14 protein-coding genes are annotated in these 15809 nt (G+C 63.0%); 10 read left to right on the forward strand and 4 right to left on the reverse strand.

Features of this window, described 5'->3' with window-relative positions; genetic code table 11:
• The first annotated feature begins 6 nt into the window (after positions 1–6).
• From MLD24_RS14140 to MLD24_RS14160, 5 genes are all read left to right on the forward strand, one after another.
• Entirely contained in the window at positions 7–903 is an 897-nt protein-coding gene (locus tag MLD24_RS14140; protein WP_248167311.1) for a DMT family transporter, read from the forward strand.
• A 154-nt stretch (positions 904–1057) separates the two neighbouring features.
• Positions 1058–1924 (forward strand): MBL fold metallo-hydrolase, encoded by an 867-nt coding sequence (locus MLD24_RS14145; protein ID WP_248167313.1) that lies wholly within the window; start codon positions 1058–1060, stop codon positions 1922–1924.
• 9 nt (positions 1925–1933) lie between these two features.
• Complete coding sequence (locus MLD24_RS14150; RefSeq protein ID WP_248167315.1) at positions 1934–2353, forward strand: protein tyrosine phosphatase family protein; 420 nt, start codon at positions 1934–1936, stop codon at positions 2351–2353.
• A gap of 130 nt (positions 2354–2483) precedes the next feature.
• Entirely contained in the window at positions 2484–3737 is a 1254-nt protein-coding gene (locus MLD24_RS14155; protein ID WP_248167318.1) for an NAD(P)/FAD-dependent oxidoreductase, read from the forward strand.
• A gap of 14 nt (positions 3738–3751) precedes the next feature.
• On the forward strand, positions 3752–5539 hold the full coding sequence (locus tag MLD24_RS14160; protein WP_248167321.1) for a SulP family inorganic anion transporter: 1788 nt from the start codon (positions 3752–3754) through the stop codon (positions 5537–5539).
• Here MLD24_RS14160 and MLD24_RS14165 read toward each other — a convergent pair.
• A complete protein-coding gene (locus tag MLD24_RS14165) occupies positions 5488–6159 on the reverse strand; it encodes a metallophosphatase domain-containing protein (RefSeq protein WP_425562350.1) in 672 nt (223 codons plus the stop codon). The genes MLD24_RS14160 and MLD24_RS14165 overlap by 52 nt on opposite strands.
• Positions 6160–6269: 110 nt before the next feature.
• Between MLD24_RS14165 and MLD24_RS14170 the strand changes: the two genes are divergently transcribed.
• Complete coding sequence (locus tag MLD24_RS14170) at positions 6270–7121, forward strand: hypothetical protein (RefSeq protein WP_248167324.1); 852 nt, start codon at positions 6270–6272, stop codon at positions 7119–7121.
• Positions 7122–7252: 131 nt separating this feature from the next.
• Positions 7253–9466, forward strand: a complete 2214-nt coding sequence (locus tag MLD24_RS14175; protein ID WP_248167327.1) for a TonB-dependent siderophore receptor — start codon at positions 7253–7255, stop codon at positions 9464–9466.
• Between the two features lie 62 nt (positions 9467–9528).
• On the opposite strand, the gene glyA is transcribed toward MLD24_RS14175, so the two are convergent.
• Both glyA and metE read right to left on the reverse strand, forming a co-directional pair.
• Positions 9529–10776, reverse strand: a complete 1248-nt coding sequence (gene glyA / locus MLD24_RS14180) for a serine hydroxymethyltransferase (protein ID WP_248167329.1) — start codon at positions 10774–10776, stop codon at positions 9529–9531.
• A 73-nt stretch (positions 10777–10849) separates the two neighbouring features.
• Positions 10850–13129, reverse strand: a complete 2280-nt coding sequence (gene metE, locus MLD24_RS14185; protein ID WP_248167331.1) for a 5-methyltetrahydropteroyltriglutamate--homocysteine S-methyltransferase — start codon at positions 13127–13129, stop codon at positions 10850–10852.
• Positions 13130–13240: 111 nt separating this feature from the next.
• On the opposite strand from metE, the gene MLD24_RS14190 reads away from it, so the two are divergent.
• The 3 genes from MLD24_RS14190 (at position 13241) to ykgO (ending at position 15138) form a co-directional block, all read left to right on the forward strand.
• Positions 13241–14149, forward strand: coding sequence for a LysR family transcriptional regulator (locus MLD24_RS14190; RefSeq protein WP_248167334.1), 909 nt, complete (start codon positions 13241–13243; stop codon positions 14147–14149).
• Between the two features lie 594 nt (positions 14150–14743).
• Positions 14744–14995: a type B 50S ribosomal protein L31 gene (locus tag MLD24_RS14195; protein WP_248167335.1), complete on the forward strand. Its 252-nt coding sequence runs from the start codon at positions 14744–14746 to the stop codon at positions 14993–14995.
• On the forward strand, positions 14995–15138 hold the full coding sequence (gene ykgO, locus MLD24_RS14200; protein ID WP_248167337.1) for a type B 50S ribosomal protein L36: 144 nt from the start codon (positions 14995–14997) through the stop codon (positions 15136–15138). The genes MLD24_RS14195 and ykgO overlap by 1 nt, the downstream gene beginning before the upstream one ends.
• Positions 15139–15203: 65 nt before the next feature.
• Here the strand turns inward: ykgO and MLD24_RS14205 are convergent, their stop codons facing one another.
• Positions 15204–15698 carry an Lrp/AsnC ligand binding domain-containing protein gene (locus MLD24_RS14205; RefSeq protein WP_248167340.1) on the reverse strand — a complete coding sequence of 165 codons (495 nt, stop codon included), beginning with the start codon at positions 15696–15698 and terminating at the stop codon, positions 15204–15206.
• Positions 15699–15809: the final 111 nt, after the last annotated feature.

A 15809-nucleotide genomic window follows, 5' to 3' on the forward strand; every position in this document is an offset into this window, starting at 1 on the left:
CCTGCCATGCTGGCCAATGCCGCTGTTCCCATTCCCCGTCCCGATCCCGTGGCCTACCTGCTGTTGCTGATGGTGGGGGGGATGATCGCGTTGACGCTGCCGCTGGCCAAACTGGCGATGACGGCCGGGCTGTCGCCGCTGGCCTATGCCTTCTGGCAGGCCTTGGGGGGCGGCGTGCTGTTGTGGTTGTGGAACGGTCGGAGCGCCACCCGGCCAGCCGGAACCTGGCGCTACTGGCTGGTGAGCGGGCTGACGGCGATCGCCATTCCCAATGCCCTGGCGTTCATTGTGGTGGGCCACGTTGGCTCGGGACTGACCGCCACCCTGTACGCGCTGCCCTCCCTGGCGACCTACGCCCTGTCCCTGCTGTTGCGGCTGGAGCGGCTCAGTGCCCTGCGCACCGTGGGGCTGCTGTTGGGGGTGGCGGGCTGCATCCGCATCATGTCGCCGGACACCGACGGTGTCGGCAGCGATGACCTGCCCTGGTTGTTACTGGGCCTGCTGGTGCCACTGTCGCTGGCGTTTGGCAATGTTTACCGCTCCGTGGCCTGGCCCCAGGGTGCCAGTGCCAGTCAGTTGGCGCCGGGCATGCTGCTGGGGGGCGCGCTGGTGCTGGGTGTCGGGTTGGTGGTGACCGGCCGGGTGTCGGAACTGTGGCTGCCGAGCCTCGAGGTCGGCGCGATCCTGGCGGTGCAGGCAGTGCTGGCCGCGCTGACGTACCGTGCCTTCTTCGAGTTGCAGCGGCGCTCGTCACCGGTGTTCCTGAGCCAGATCGGCTTTGTTATTGCGCCGGCGGGTTTGGTACTGGGCATGCTGTTCTTTGATGAACAGTTTGGCGCCGCGGTGTGGCTTGGCGTGGGGATCGTCCTGCTGGGTGTGTTGCTGGCCAACTGGAAGAAGTGATGGCAGGGGCTTCTCGCTTTCCCATCTAATATAACAAATAGATCTATGCTTAGATCAAAAAACTAGGATAGGATGAAGGCATGACCATAAATTAACCGCTACAGGGATGCGTCCATTGCCTGTGGCGATTTAGCCATCGACAGGAGAGCGGGTCATGTCGCATCCGGAAGTCACTCACTTTTTCGACGAACCCACCAACACCTTCAGCTATGTGGTCCGCGACCCGGGCAGCCGGGCCTGCGCGATCATCGACTCGGTACTGGACTTCGACTACGCCGCCGGTCGCACCGATGTGCGCTCGGCGGACGCCATCATCGAGTTCGTCCGCTCGCAGCAGCTGGAAGTGGCGTGGATTCTGGAAACTCACGTTCACGCCGACCACCTGTCGGCGGCCCCTTACCTGCACCAGGCCCTGGGCGGCAAAACCGGTATCGGCGAGCACATCGTGGATGTGCAGGCGATCTTCGGCAAAGCCTTCAATGCCGGCACCGAGTTTGCGCGTGACGGCAGCCAGTTCGACCGCCTGTTCGCGGAGGGCGATGCGTTCAGCATTGGCCAGCTTCAGGGCCGTGTACTCCACACCCCGGGCCACACCCCGGCTTGCCTGACCTATGTGATCGGCGATGCCGCCTTTGTCGGTGACACCCTGTTTGCGCCGGACTCCGGCACCGCCCGCTGTGATTTTCCCGGCGGCGATGCCCACACCCTGTACCAGTCGATCCAGAAAGTGCTGGCGTTGCCCGATGACACCCGCGTCTTCCTCTGCCACGACTACAAGGCGCCGGGGCGCGACCAGTTCCAGCATCAGACCACGGTGGCGGAACAGCGGGCCCGCAACATCCATGTCGGTGAGGGCATCAGCGAGGACGACTTCGTCCGCATGCGCACCGAGCGGGACGCCACCCTCGACATGCCCCGGCTGATCCTGCCCTCGGTGCAGGTAAACATGCGGGCAGGGGAGATGCCGCCGCCGGAAGACAACGGCCAGGTCTACCTCAAAGTCCCTCTCAACCTGTTTTAGGAGCCTGCGATGAAGATCCAATACCTCGAACCCACCGTGGCGATTGCCGACGCCCTGACCCCCGCCGATCTGGATGAGGTCAAGGCCCAGGGATTCCGCTCGGTTATCTGTAACCGTCGTCCCGGTGAGGCGGACGACTACCCCGGCGCGGATGCCTTCGAGCAGCGGGCCAGGGCACTGGGCCTGGCTTGGTGCTGTGTGCCGGTGGCACCGGGAGAGTACAGCGAGGCCGATATCGAGGCTTTTGGCCAGGCGCTGGAGCAGTCGCCGTCGCCAGTGCTGGCGTTCTGCCGCACCGGACGTCGGGCGGTGCACCTGTGGGCCCAGAGTCGGGCCCGCCAGCCCGGTTGTGACATTCCCGGGTTGCTGGCGAAAGCTCACGAGGCTGGCCACGACCCGCAGCCGATCCGGGCCATGATCGAGGGCTGAGCCGGCCGGAAACAACGGCAGATCAGGAACACGCGGGGCAGGGAAGTCCAGTTCGATGACAGCTGTCGTCCCAACAACGGTGTCCCGATAACAGTGTCCCGACAACAACGCCAAACAGGGGGAACACACGATGTCTGTACCAGAACACACCAGTCACGACCACGATGTGGTGATCATCGGTGGCGGCTCGGCCGGTATTGCCACCGCCGCCAGCCTGCTCAAGCGCCGGCCGGGACTGGACATTGCCGTACTGGAGCCCAGCGGGGACCACTATTACCAGCCGGGCTGGACCATGGTCGGGGGCGGCGTGTTCGACGTTGCCACCACCTGTCGGAGCACCGCCAGCGTGATGCCCCGGCACTGCCACTGGTACCGCCAGGCGGCCACGGCGGTGGAGCCGGAGCTGCGACGGGTCACCCTTGGCAATGGCGACACTTTGGGTTACCGGCGGTTGGTGGTGGCACCGGGACTGGTGCTGGACTGGGATGCCATCGATGGCCTCAGTGACACCCTGGGGCGGAACGGCGTGACCTCGAACTACCGCTACGACCTGGCGCCCTACACCTGGTCGCTGGTCACCGGCCTGAGTCGCGGCAAGGCACTGTTCTCGCAACCGCCGATGCCCATCAAGTGTGCCGGTGCGCCGCAGAAGGCAATGTACCTGTCGGCAGATCACTGGCGTCGTGAGGGCTGCCTGGAGAACATCGAGGTGTCGTTCCACAACGCCGGTGCGGTGTTGTTCGGGGTGCCGGACTATGTGCCGGCGCTGCAGCACTACATCGACCGCTACGGCATTGATGTGCACTTCCAGGAGCGCCTGGTGGCGGTGGACGGCGATAACAGGGTGGCGCATTTCCTGCGCAACGGTGATGACGGCGAACAGGCGCTGGAGCGGCCATTCGACCTGCTGCACGTGGTGCCGCCCCAGCGGCCGCCGGCGTTTATTGCCGAATCCGGCCTGGGTAACGCCGACGGCTGGCTGGAGCTGGAGCCGGATACCCTGCGTCACGCCCGCTACGCCACGATTTTCGGGCTGGGGGATGCCAGCGCGACCAGCAACGCCAAGACCATGGCGGCGGCGCGGAAACAGGCGCCGGTGGTGGCGGAGAACCTGCTGGCATCGCTGGATGACCAGCCCCTGCCGGCGGCCTATCTGGGCTACGGCTCCTGCCCGCTGACGGTGGAGCGGGGGCGCATCGTGCTGGCGGAATTCGGCTATGGCGGGCAGTTGCAGCCGACCTTTCCGGGTTGGGTCAACGAGGGCACCCGCGCCACCCGCCGGGCCTGGTGGCTGAAGGCCAAACAACTGCCCTGGGTGTACTGGCACGGCATGCTCAAGGGCCATGAATGGTTTGCCCGACCGGCGAAGCGGTCGGCGCACTGACGGGAGATCAACGAATGCTGCAGCGCCTGGCGCGATCCCTGCCCCTCCTGGGCTGGCTCAAGGACTACAACGGCTCGGTGTTCGCCAGCGATGCGCTAGCGGCGGTGATCGTGACCCTGATGCTGGTGCCCCAGGCCCTGGCCTATGCCCTGCTGGCCGGTTTGCCGCCGGAGGTGGGACTGTATGCCAGCATGCTGCCGCTGGTGGTCTATGCGTTGCTGGGCACCAGCGCCACCCTGGCGGTGGGGCCGGTGGCGGTGGCGTCGCTGATGACGGCGTCGGCGCTGGGGGGCATTGCCACCGTGGGCACGCCGGAGTATCTGGGGGCGGCGCTGGTGTTGGCGACGTTGTCGGGGCTGGTGCTGTTTGCCATGGGGTTGCTGCGGCTGGGGTTCCTGGCCAACTTTCTCAGCCACCCGGTGATCTCTGGGTTCGTGACCGCCTCCGGCCTGCTGATTGCCGCCAGCCAGTTGGGGCAGATGCTCGGGGTTTCCGGCGGTGGACACAACCTGCTGGAGATGGGCCATAACCTCTGGCAGCAATGGCCCCATACCAATCTGGCCACCCTCGCCATCGGGGCCGGGGTACTGCTCTATCTCTATTTGTGCCGGCGATCCCTCAAGGCGACGCTGGTTCGCTTGGGCGTGCCGGCCCGTGGCGCCGACCTGGCGGCCAAGGCGGCGCCGGTGTCGGCGGTCATCGTCACCACCGCGCTGGCATTCGTTCTGGACCTGGGCAGCGCCGGCGTCAAGCTGGTGGGTGAGGTGCCCGGCGGCCTGCCCAGCCTGGCCTTACCGTCCCTGGACGCCGATACCTGGTCGGCGCTGGTGCCGGCGGCGGTGCTGATCAGCCTGGTGGGCTTTGTGGAATCGGTGTCGGTGGCCCAGACCCTGGCGGCCAAGCGGCGCCAGCGCATCGACCCCAATGCCGAACTGATTGCCCTTGGCCTGGCCAACGTCGGCGCCGGTGTCAGTGGGGGTTCACCGGTGTCTGGCGGTTTCTCTCGCTCGGTGGTGAACTTTGAGGCCGGCGCCGCCACCCCGCTGGCCGGCGCTTTCACCGCCCTGGGCATTGCCCTGGCGACCCTGACCCTGACCGACCTGCTGGCGTTCCTGCCCAAGGCGACTCTGGCCGCCACCATCATGATCGCCGTCAGCACGCTGATCGACCTGCCGGCGATCCGCCGTACCTTTGCCTACTCCCGCACCGATGGTGTGGCGATGCTGGCGACCCTGGTGCTGACTCTGGCCCACGGGGTGGAAAGCGGCATCCTGGCGGGGGTGGGACTGTCGATCGGGCTCTACCTCTATCGCACCAGCCGACCCCACTGCGCGGTGATTGGCCGTATGCCCGGCAGTGAGCACTTCCGCAACGTTGAACGCCACCAGGTAGAGACCGATGAACGGGTGCTGATCCTGCGGGTGGATGAGAGTCTGTATTTCGCCAACGCCCGCTACCTGGAAGAGACAGTGATGGCGCTGGTGGCAGAAAGGCCCAGCCTCAAACACCTGGTGCTGGCCTGCCAGGCGGTGAATGACATTGACGCCTCGGCACTGGAGAGTCTGGAAGCCATTAATCGCCGGCTGGAAGACGCCGGCCTGAAACTGCACCTGGCAGAAGTAAAGGGGCCGGTGATGGACCGGCTCAAGCGCACACCTTTTTGTGAGGAACTGACCGGCCAGGTTCACCTCAGCACCTTCGATGCCTGGCAGCGCCTGACCAGCCCGGCGCTGGCGGTGGTCAGCAAGACTCAGTCGGCGACGGGATACTCCAGCACCACCGGCGGATTGTCCGGCCGGTAACGGTCGGTGCAGGTACTGGCGTTGACATAGAGACTGCCACTTTCCCGGTGCTGGCCGTAATGCTCGTGGATATGACCGAACAGCACCAGCGGCACCGGGCGTTCCAGCAGCCGGGCCCGCAGCGCCTCGCAGCCGACCTGGCCACCGCCGAAGTGTTCATTGACCCGATCCAGGATGCCGTGGGGCGGGCCATGAACGATCAGCACATCGGTGTGTTCGGGGATCTGCGCCCATCGTTGCGCCAGGGCGTCGCCACGGGGCAGGTTGAAGGCCCAGTCGTGAAACTGCGGAGTCCAGGGGGTGCCCCAGAAATGCACGCCGTCGATGGTAACGCCGCTGTCCTGCAGGTAATGGGCCGCGGTGACCCGGCGGCGGGCTTCCTCGGGGTGGTCCTGGAAGCACCAGTCATGGTTGCCGGCGATGAGGATCTTGTGGCGGTGGGGCAGGGTGCCCAGCCAGTCATTGAGGTCTTCGAGCTCTTCCAGGGTTCCCACACCCAGGCTGTCGCCAGCGTGGATCAGCACGTCGCCGTCCGGTATCGACTCGATCTGCCGGTGCAGGCTGTGGGTATCGGAAATCACGGTCAGTCGCATAAAGCTTCCCTGTGTAGAGGTCGACATACGGAGGCTCCGTAGAAAAAAACAACGTACCATAGCCTCTGGGGATTGCCAGACAGACTGTGGGAAGGGCTGTGAGCGGAGCGTTGCAAAGAGGTTTGGGACGAGCGTGCGTGAGGCGGTACCTCAGGATTTTGGGGCTGCTGGCCTGTGGCTGCCTGAGCGCTCCGGTACTGGCCGATTGTGCGGCCAGTGCCCGCACCGCGCTGGAACACGCCTACTGCGAAGTGGTGGCAGCGGGCGGAGGCCAGAGGCTGCCACGGTTCGAGGACTTTCGCCGCAACACGCCGCGGGTGCAGGCGCTGTTGCTGAAACGACCGGCCCGGCGGGTGGGCGTCGCAGTGCCGGAGGGGGCGGGGAATGCCCCGACAACCAAGCCGGCCGATGTGCCGTCGGCTGCCACCGCTGTGCCGTCTTCGTTACCCGCGAAGCCGGCACCGGTCCCGGACCCGCAGAGCGAGCCGGATTCGCCAGCCGAGCCAGTGACCCCGGGGCTGGCCCGGTGCCAACTGGCCGGTGATCGCATCGACTGCCCGAACCGCCGTTTCCAGCTGGCCCGCAACCAGCCCAATCACCGTCTGGCCGAGGGCGTGCTGGCAGCGGGGAATCGTCTGGGGCTCGCCACCTACCAGGGTGATCCCGACGACGAAGCCGCCCTGCGCCGCTATCTGTCAGACGCCTATGATCGCTACATCCACAAGATGCTGGGAATTGGCCTGGGCGGGGTCACCCTCAGCTTCACCGAGTTCTACCACGGCTATCACCGTCACTGGGCGAGTGGCGTGGAGTATGCCCAACGCCTGGAACACACTTTCCAGCTGCTGAAACAGGACAAGCGCACCCGGGCGGTGCCGGCGCGCCTGTCGGCGTCGTTACCCGAAGACCTGGCCTTTTGCGACACCATCGCCGCAACCGTGGTGGTGTGCGATGGCGGCAGTGAAAACTGGGTATTCGTCGCTCCCTGAGCCGGTTGTAAAAGTTCTGAAAGACATGCTTTTTCTTGCCTCCCCGTTCTGATAGATTCTCGTTTCCTTTTTGTAATGATAATTATTATTGATTGTCGAGGGTGACGAACGATCAGTAACGGAGGATCCAGATGTCCATACACCACTCCATGCCCACCCGCCGCACGGCGTTATCGATGGCGATCTCCCTGTCTCTGGCGGGCCTGCCAACCTTCGCCCAGGCCCAAGCCCAGACTCAGGACGGCTCTGCCCGGAGCGGGGCGGAGGCTGAAACCGTAACCCTGGCCCCGGTGGAGGTGACCGCCGAGGGCCAGCGCCGCAGTACCGAAGGCGTCGACTCCTACACCACCGGCGTGATGCGTACCGCCACCCCGCTGTCCCTGTCTGTCCGTGAGACACCCCAGTCCGTCAGCGTGGTGACCCGTCAGCAGATTGATGACCGTAAACTGGATGACATCACCGACGTGGTGAAAACCGTCACCGGTCTGCACAGCCGCCAGTACGACACCTCCCGTGCCGCCTTCAACGCTCGTAGTTTTGATATCGACAATCTGATGGTGGACGGTGTGCCCACCAGTTGGCGTTCCGGCTGGTCCGCCGGACAGACCCAGCGTGCCATGGCGATCTACGATCATGTTGAAATCGTCCGTGGTGCCACCGGTCTGACCACCGGCTTCGGCAATCCCGCCGCCGCCATCAACCTGGTGCGCAAGCACGCCGACAGCCGTGAACTGACCGGCGAGGTGTCGGTGTCAGGCAGTCGCTGGGACACCTACGGTGCCACCGCCGACGTCAGCACGCCGCTGAACCGCAGTGGCAGCGTTCGCGGGCGGGTGGTTGCCAGCCACGAGGAAGGCGACTCCTACCAGGACCTGCTGGAGAACAAGCGCTCGGTGGTGTATGGCGTGGTGGATGCCGATCTCACCGACGCCACGGCTTTCAGTCTTGGCCTGAGCTATCAGGATAACGCGCCCACCGGCTCCACCTGGGGTGGCCTGCCGACCTGGTATACCGACGGCACCCGTACCGACTGGGGTCGTTCCAAGACCACGGCGGCGGACTGGACCAAGTGGGCCTCCACCGAAACCGCCTACTTCACCACGCTGACCCATCGCTTTGACAGTGGTTGGGCGGTGGAAGCCCGCTACGACCGTTCCGAAACCGACGGTGACCAGAAACTGCTGTACCTGGGCGGCGCACCGGACCGGCAGACCGGCCTGGGGCTGCGGGCGTCACCCTCGCGCTACGACACCGAGCGGGTGCAGGATACCCTGACCCTGGCGGTGAACGGTCCGTTCGAGTTCGGCGGTCAGCAACACGAGGTGGCGCTGGGCTACATCTACAGCAACATGGATTTTGAGGCTGTGAACTACGCCCGTACCGGTACCGATCCCGGTGATTTCAATCGCTGGGATGGCAGCTACCCCGAGCCGGCCTGGGGCGCGACCAGCGTCAGCGATGCCCGTGAAACCACCGAGCACAGCGTCTACGCGGTGACCCGGCTGTCGCTGTCTGACCGGCTCACCGCCATCCTCGGCGGCCGCTTCGCGAGCTATGACATTGAAGGCATGAACTGGCTGGGGCCGTTCGAGTACGAGCACAGCGACGTGGTGACCCCCTACGGCGGTCTGGTGTTCGACATCAACCGGGACATCTCGGCTTACGCCAGCTACGCCGACATCTTCAACCCCCAGGATGCCACCGACATTAATGGCGATGCCCTCGATCCGAAGAGCGGCGAAACCTACGAGTTGGGGGTGAAAGGCACGTTCTTTGATGATCGCCTCAACGCCTCGCTGGCGCTGTTCCGGATTGAGCAGGACAATGTGGCGGCGGAAGCCGGCACGCGGGAGAACGATCAGGGCATGCAGGTGCCCTATTACCGCAGCCAGGACGGTGTGGAGAGCGATGGCTACGAGATCGATCTGGCCGGTCAACTGGCACCGGGCTGGGAGGTCAGCGCCGGCCTGTCGGTGTTCTCCGCCCGCGATCAGCAGGGTCAGGAAGCCAATACCGAGTTTCCCCGCCGCTCCTTCAAGCTGTTCACCCGCTACCAGTTCCAGGACGCCCTGGCGCCGCTCACAGTCGGCGGTGGCCTGACCTGGTTCAGCGAGGGCTACAAGGAAACCAACAACCCGGTCACCTCCGAGTCCGAACGACTGTCCCAGGGCACCTACCGGCTGATCAGCCTGATGGCCCGTTACCAGTTCGCGGCCAACCTGACGGCCCAGGTCAATGTCGACAACCTGATGGACGAGAAGTACTACAGCCAGACCGGCTTCTACAACCAGCACTCCTTTGGCGAGCCGCGCAATGTGACGGCGACGCTGAAGTACCGCTTCTGAAAACGGTTCTGCTGAATCGGGCACCTGCACGCGGCGTTTGCGGCGAGCCGGTGCCCGCCCGCTTATCGGTAGACGGGAAAGTCCCGGGTCAGGGCGGCAACACGGTCCCGGACCCGGGCCACGACCTCGGCGTCTTGTGGCCGGTCCAGCAGGTCGGCGATCAGCTCGCCCACTTGCCGGCTTTCCGCCTCCCCGAACCCCCGGCTGGTGATTGCCGGAGAGCCCAGGCGGATGCCTGACGTCACAAACGGTTTCTCGGGATCATTGGGAATGGCGTTCTTGTTGACGGTGATGTGAGCCTCGCCGAGCAGGCGCTCCGCCTCCTTCCCGGTAATCTGCTTGGCCCGCAGATCCACCAGCATGACGTGACTCTCGGTGTGACCGGAGACGACCCGCAACCCGCGTTGGACCAGCGTATCAGCCAGCACTGCCGCGTTGCGGAGCACCTGTTGCTGGTACTGTTTGAAATCCTCGGTCATGGCTTCCCTGAACGCCACCGCCTTACCGGCAATCACGTGCATCAGCGGGCCACCCTGAATGCCGGGGAAGATGGCGGAGTTGATCTTTTTCTCGAACTCCTCGCGCATCAGGATCACCCCGCCCCGTGGGCCGCGCAGACTCTTGTGGGTGGTGGTGGTGACAAAGTCGGCGTGGGGGACCGGGTTGGGATAGACGCCGGCGGCCACCAGGCCGGCGTAGTGGGCCATGTCCACCATATAGTAGGCGCCGACCTCCCTGGCAATGCGGGCGATGCGTTCGAAGTCGATGTGCAGGGCGAAGGCGGAGGCCCCGGCGATGATCAGCTTCGGCTTGCTCTCCCGCGCCTTGCGCTCCAGTTCCTCGTAGTCGATGTCTTCATCGGCGTTGAGGCCGTAGCTCACCACATTGAACCATTTGCCGCTCATGTTCAGCGCCATGCCGTGGGTCAGGTGACCGCCTTCGGCCAGGTTCATTCCCATGATGGTGTCGCCCGGTTCCAGCACTGCGAAGAATACCCCCTGGTTGGCCTGGGAGCCGGAGTTGGGCTGGACATTGGCCGCCTCCGCGCCGAACAGGGCTTTCGCCCGGTCAATCGCAAGCTGTTCCACCACGTCCACATGCTCGCAGCCGCCATAGTAGCGCTTGCCCGGATAGCCTTCCGCGTATTTGTTGGTGAGCTGGGAGCCCTGGGCGGCCATCACCGCCGGTGACGTGTAGTTCTCCGACGCGATCAGCTCGATGTGATCTTCCTGGCGCTGGTTTTCTTTTTCGATGGCCTCGAACAGTTCGGGGTCGAGACGATCCAGGCGGTAGTGTTCCCGGTCAAACATAGTCAATCCTCAGAAAAGAATCCCGGCGCAGGGCCGGGATCAAAGCGTGACAGCAAACTTGGTCAACCGGCGATCAGTTCGCCTGTTCGCGCAGGGCCGTGGCGGCGGCAACCATGTGCTCAAGAGCCGGGGTTACCTCCTGCCACTGACGGGTTTTCAGGCCGCAGTCGGGGTTTACCCACAGGCGATCGGCGGGAATCCGCTCGGCGGCCTTGGTCATCAGTTTGACGATCTGCTCCACCGTGGGAATGTTCGGGGAGTGGATGTCGTAGACGCCCGGACCGATTTCATTCGGGTACTCGAACTCCTCGAACACATCCAGCAACTCCATGTCGGAACGCGAGGTCTCGATGGTGATCACATCCGCGTCCATATGGGCGATGGCCTCGATGATGTCATTGAACTCGGAATAACACATGTGGGTGTGGATCTGGGTTTCGTCACTGACGCCGTTGGCGGTGATCCGGAACGATTCCACCGCCCAGTCGAGGTAGCCCTGCCATTCGGACTGGCGCAGTGGCAGGCCTTCACGCAGGGCCGCTTCGTCGATCTGGATGATGTTGACACCGGCGGCTTCCAGGTCCTGGACTTCCTGCCGCACGGCCAGCGCCAACTGCAGGCAGGACTCGCTGCGGGGCTGATCGTCACGCACGAAGGACCAGTTAAGGATGGTCACCGGACCGGTCAGCATGCCCTTCATGGGCTTGTCGGTGAGGGACTGGGCGTACTTGATCCAGTCGACGGTCATGGCCTTGGGCCGACTGATATCACCAAACAGGATCGGCGGCTTGACGCAGCGTGAACCGTAGGACTGTACCCAGCCAAACTGGCTGAACACATAGCCTTCGAGCTGCTCGCCGAAGTACTCGACCATGTCGTTGCGCTCGGCTTCGCCGTGAACCAGCACGTCCAGACCCAGCTTTTCCTGCTCACGCACCGCATGCTCGATCTCGGCCTTCATCTGTGCGGTGTAATGGTCGACGCTGATCTCCTGCTTCTTGAACGCCAGCCGGGCCTTGCGGATGTCCGGGGTTTGCGGGAAGGAGCCGATGGTGGTGGTCGGGTACAGCGGCAGCTTGAGGTGGGTGCGTTGCCTGTCGGCACGCTCACCGTAGGGGCTCTTGCGCTGGCCCAGTTCGGCGGTGATGTTTTTGACCGCCGCCTTCACCGCCGGGTTATGCACCCGCTCAGAGTTATTGCGGCTCTCAATGGCCGCCTGGTTGGCTGCCAGTTCATCGGCGACGGCGGCGTAGCCCTCGTTGAGGGCGCGGGTCAGCACCGTCAACTCCGCCAGTTTCTGTTTGGCGAAAGCGAGCCAGCTGCGGATGTCGTCATCCAGCTTGGCCTCGCTGTCCAGGTCCACCGGCACATGCAGCAGGGAACAGGACGGAGCCAGCCACAGTCGGTCACCCAGCTTCTCGGCAATCGGCGTCAGCCATTCCAGCGCGGCGTTGAGGTCGGTCTTCCAGATGTTGCGACCATCGATGGCGCCAACGGACAGCACCTTGTGGGATGGCAGCCAATCAACCACTTTCTCGATCTCCTGACGACCACGGACCGCATCCACGTGCAAACCCGCCACCGGCAGGTTGCAGGCCAGTTGCAGGTGATCCTGCAGGGTGCCGAAGTAGGTCGCCAGCAGCAGTTTCGGCTGGGTGGCTTTCAGGGTGTGGTAGGCCGACTCCAGCGCGTGTTTCCAGTCGGCATCCAGCTCGGTCACCAGGGCCGGCTCATCGATCTGTACCCACTCGGCGCCCGCTGCCGCCAGTTTCTCCAGCAGCTCGCTGTAGACCGGCAACAGCTTCGGCAGCAGGTCCAGGCGGTTGGAGCCGTCCTTTTCCTTGCTCAGCCACAGGTAGGTCACCGGACCGATAATCACCGGTTTGGCATTAACGCCAGCGGCCTGGGCTTCCGCCAGTTGGCTCAGCAGGCGCTCCGCATTGAGGGCAAAGGTGGTCTCCGCGGTGACTTCCGGCACGATGTAGTGGTAGTTGGTATCGAACCACTTGGTCATCTCACCGGCGTGGACGCAGTTGCAACCGCTGTCGTTGGCGGAGCGCCCGCGGGCAACCCGGAAGTAGCTGTCCAGCTCGCTGCCTTCAAGGCCCTCAACCCGGGAGGGCAGGTTGCCCAGGGTAAAGCTCATGTCCAGCACCTGGTCGTAGAGCGAGAAATCACCCACCGGCACCAGGTCCAGCGCCGCCTGGGTTTGCCAGTTAGTGGCACGCAGTTCCTTTGCCAGGGCAAGCAGCTCCGCCTCGGAGCTCTGACTTTTCCAGAATGCCTCCTGGGCAAATTTCAGTTCGCGCTTTGCGCCGATGCGCGGAAAGCCCAAATTATGAACCAACGCCATGATCGTCACCTTTTCCATGAATAGTTTGATAGGCGAGAAGCGTAGCGAGGTTTATAAATGAGGAAAAATGGTTTATTTTCACTATTTCATTAATTCTGTTCATGGATGGTTATGCTCGAACGCAATCACCTCAGGGTCATTCAGGCCGTCGATCATCACGGGTCGGTGACGGCCGCGGCCAAACAGCTGCATCTCACCCAGTCGGCGCTGAGCCATACCATGCGCAAACTCGAACTCAGCGCCGGTACCGCGATCTGGCTGCGGGAAGGGCGGCGTTTGCGATTAACCCAGGCGGGGGAGTTTCTGCTGGATGTGGCCAACCGTCTGCTGCCGCAGCTTGAACATGCCGAGGCCAAGCTCAGGCAGTTTGCCGAAGGTGAGCGCGGAACCCTGCGTATCGGCATGGAATGCCACCCCTGCTATCAGTGGCTGCTGAAGATCGTCTCGCCGTTTCTGGCGGCCTGGCCGGACGTGGATGTGGATGTGAAGCAGAAATTCCAGTTCGGTGGTCTGGGCGCTTTGCAGGATTTCGAGATTGATCTGCTGGTCACGCCGGACCCCTTCTACCGGCCCGGGCTGGTGTTTGAGCCGGTGTTCGATTACGAGCAGGTGCTGGTGGTGCCGGCCGATCATGCCCTGGCGACCCGGGAGCATGTCATTGCGCAGGATCTGCGCACCGAAACCCTGCTCACCTATCCGGTGGCGCTTGATCGGCTCGATGTCTACACCCGTTTTCTGAACCCCGCTGCCGTCGCCCCCAGGAGCCATAAGTCCATTGAGACAACGGACATCATGTTACAGATGGTGGCCGGTGGCCGGGGCGTCGCGGCACTGCCCCGGTGGCTGGCGGAGGAGTACTGCCAGAAGCTGCCGCTGGTTGCCCTGCGCATGGGACCGCAGGGGGTCGATAAACAGATCTTCCTGGGGTCCCGCGAAAGCGACGGTGACACCGAATACCTGCAAGCCTTTATCCGCCTGGCTCGCAGTTTTGATCTGACCGACGCCAACGGCCCTGTCTGAGTTCGAGAACGCCCGGTGACAGGCACTCATGCTGCGCTTGTCAGTATTCTGGGTGTGATTGGCAGTCAGAAGCTTTGGACGTCTGCTGTCTTGTGCCCTTTTTGTAGGATTCGTTGATGGCGAATGCCATGGTTAGGGCAAATACAAAAACGGTCAGAGTATCCAGATGCCTGCTCTCAAGAAATTCGTGCGAGAGAAAGTTGGCCAAAAAGAGCAGCAAGAAGGATATCGCGATGTACTTTATGAAAATCAGCAGCGTTGTTCGGTTCTCAGTGGTCATACTCTGCGTGCTCGGGGAGAGTGGCTGAAAATTGTCCCAACCTAGCAAAAGCTTGCGCTGACTGCCTACCTGTCAGTTCCTACAGTGGCATCAGCGCTATTGAGCGTTTGGTAAGCATCAATCGGCAGTTCGAACGCTTCCTTCACCTCTTCCTGACTGCTCTTGTGAGGAGAGCCTGTCGGTGCGTTCGCGATCAGCAGGCCCGGGAGCCTCCAGACGGCAACCATCAATCGCAATTAATAATCATTATTGATTGTGTTTGTGTAATGTTATAACGTTGTTTTTCAGCGAGCATGCAGATGAGGATTTGTTCAATGAAACCGAATATTCACCCCAAATACCGCGACGTCTTGTTCCACGACACGTCGTCGGATAGCTACATCGTGATTGGCTCGACGCTCCAAACCGAGCGCACGGCGGAGTACCAAGGAAAAACCTACCCCTATATGACGATCGACGTCTCCAGCGCATCGCACCCGTTCTATACCGGGAAACAGAGGGAAGCTCAGTCCGAGGGCCGTATTGCCCGGTTTAGGAACCGCTACAAGCGCAGGGAGATGCAATAATGCAAGTACTCAGTTCATTGAAAAGTGCCAAACTACGGCACCCGGACTGCCAGGTTGTTAAGCGTAGGGGGCGCCTGTACGTGATCTGCAAGTCCAACCCCCGCTTTAAAGCTGTTCAGGGAAAAACCCGGAAGAAACGCTGACAGTTTTCATGCCAATGCTGATACGCCGCTCCGGGCCGTTTGCCAACCGGTCGCCGCCAGGCGTTTCAGTACGCATCAATCGGCAGTTCGAACGTTTCCTTCACCTCTTCCATGACGATATAGCTCTTCGAGTTCTTGACCCCGGGCAGCTTGAGCAGCATGTCGCCCAGCAGGGCGCGGTATTCGGAGATGTCGGTGATCCTGGCCTTGATCAGGTAGTCGGCATCACCGGACACCAGGTGGCACTCCAGCATGAACGGCAGGCTCTCGACCGCCTCGTTGAACTTCTCGAAGGCGTCGCGGGACTGGTAGGAGAGCGAGATCTCAACGAATACCAGCATGGAGTACCCCAATAGCTGGGGGTTCAGGCGGGCGTAGTAGCCTTCGATGTAGCCGTCGTTCTCAAGGCGTCGCACCCTCTCCACGCAGGGGGTGGCGCTGAGCCCGACCCGCTCCGCCAGTTCCACGTAGCTCAGGCGGCCGTGCTTCTGCAGTTCCAGCAGGATTTTCCGGTCCAGGCGGTCCAGGCCTTTCTTGCGGCGACCTTCCGATATCGGCATAACGTCATCCTCGGTAGTGAGTGGCTAGTGACTGCACGGGACGCTGGCAGGCAGTGATTACCACTGATTCTGGGTTGGATTGCAGCTTTTATCGCTGAATACGTCCGTAAT

The organism is Marinobacter xestospongiae (assembly GCF_023156385.1).
Classification (GTDB): domain Bacteria; phylum Pseudomonadota; class Gammaproteobacteria; order Pseudomonadales; family Oleiphilaceae; genus Marinobacter; species Marinobacter xestospongiae.

Bases quoted from the DNA above. Each gene is read 5' to 3' on its own strand.
- MLD24_RS14150 (WP_248167315.1), top strand. From the start codon at position 1,934: ATGAAGATCCAATACCTCGAACCCACCGTGGCGATTGCCGACGCCCTG.
- MLD24_RS14160 (WP_248167321.1), top strand. From the start codon at position 3,752: ATGCTGCAGCGCCTGGCGCGATCCCTGCCCCTCCTGGGCTGGCTCAAG.
- MLD24_RS14165 (WP_425562350.1), bottom strand. From the start codon at position 6,159: ATGTCGACCTCTACACAGGGAAGCTTTATGCGACTGACCGTGATTTCC.
- MLD24_RS14175 (WP_248167327.1), top strand. From the start codon at position 7,253: ATGTCCATACACCACTCCATGCCCACCCGCCGCACGGCGTTATCGATG.
- MLD24_RS14190 (WP_248167334.1), top strand. From the start codon at position 13,241: ATGCTCGAACGCAATCACCTCAGGGTCATTCAGGCCGTCGATCATCAC.
- MLD24_RS14140 (WP_248167311.1), top strand. From the start codon at position 7: ATGCTGGCCAATGCCGCTGTTCCCATTCCCCGTCCCGATCCCGTGGCC.
- MLD24_RS14155 (WP_248167318.1), top strand. From the start codon at position 2,484: ATGTCTGTACCAGAACACACCAGTCACGACCACGATGTGGTGATCATC.
- MLD24_RS14205 (WP_248167340.1), bottom strand. From the start codon at position 15,698: ATGCCGATATCGGAAGGTCGCCGCAAGAAAGGCCTGGACCGCCTGGAC.
- MLD24_RS14195 (WP_248167335.1), top strand. From the start codon at position 14,744: ATGAAACCGAATATTCACCCCAAATACCGCGACGTCTTGTTCCACGAC.
- ykgO (WP_248167337.1), top strand. From the start codon at position 14,995: ATGCAAGTACTCAGTTCATTGAAAAGTGCCAAACTACGGCACCCGGAC.
- metE (WP_248167331.1), bottom strand. From the start codon at position 13,129: ATGGCGTTGGTTCATAATTTGGGCTTTCCGCGCATCGGCGCAAAGCGC.
- MLD24_RS14145 (WP_248167313.1), top strand. From the start codon at position 1,058: ATGTCGCATCCGGAAGTCACTCACTTTTTCGACGAACCCACCAACACC.
- glyA (WP_248167329.1), bottom strand. From the start codon at position 10,776: ATGTTTGACCGGGAACACTACCGCCTGGATCGTCTCGACCCCGAACTG.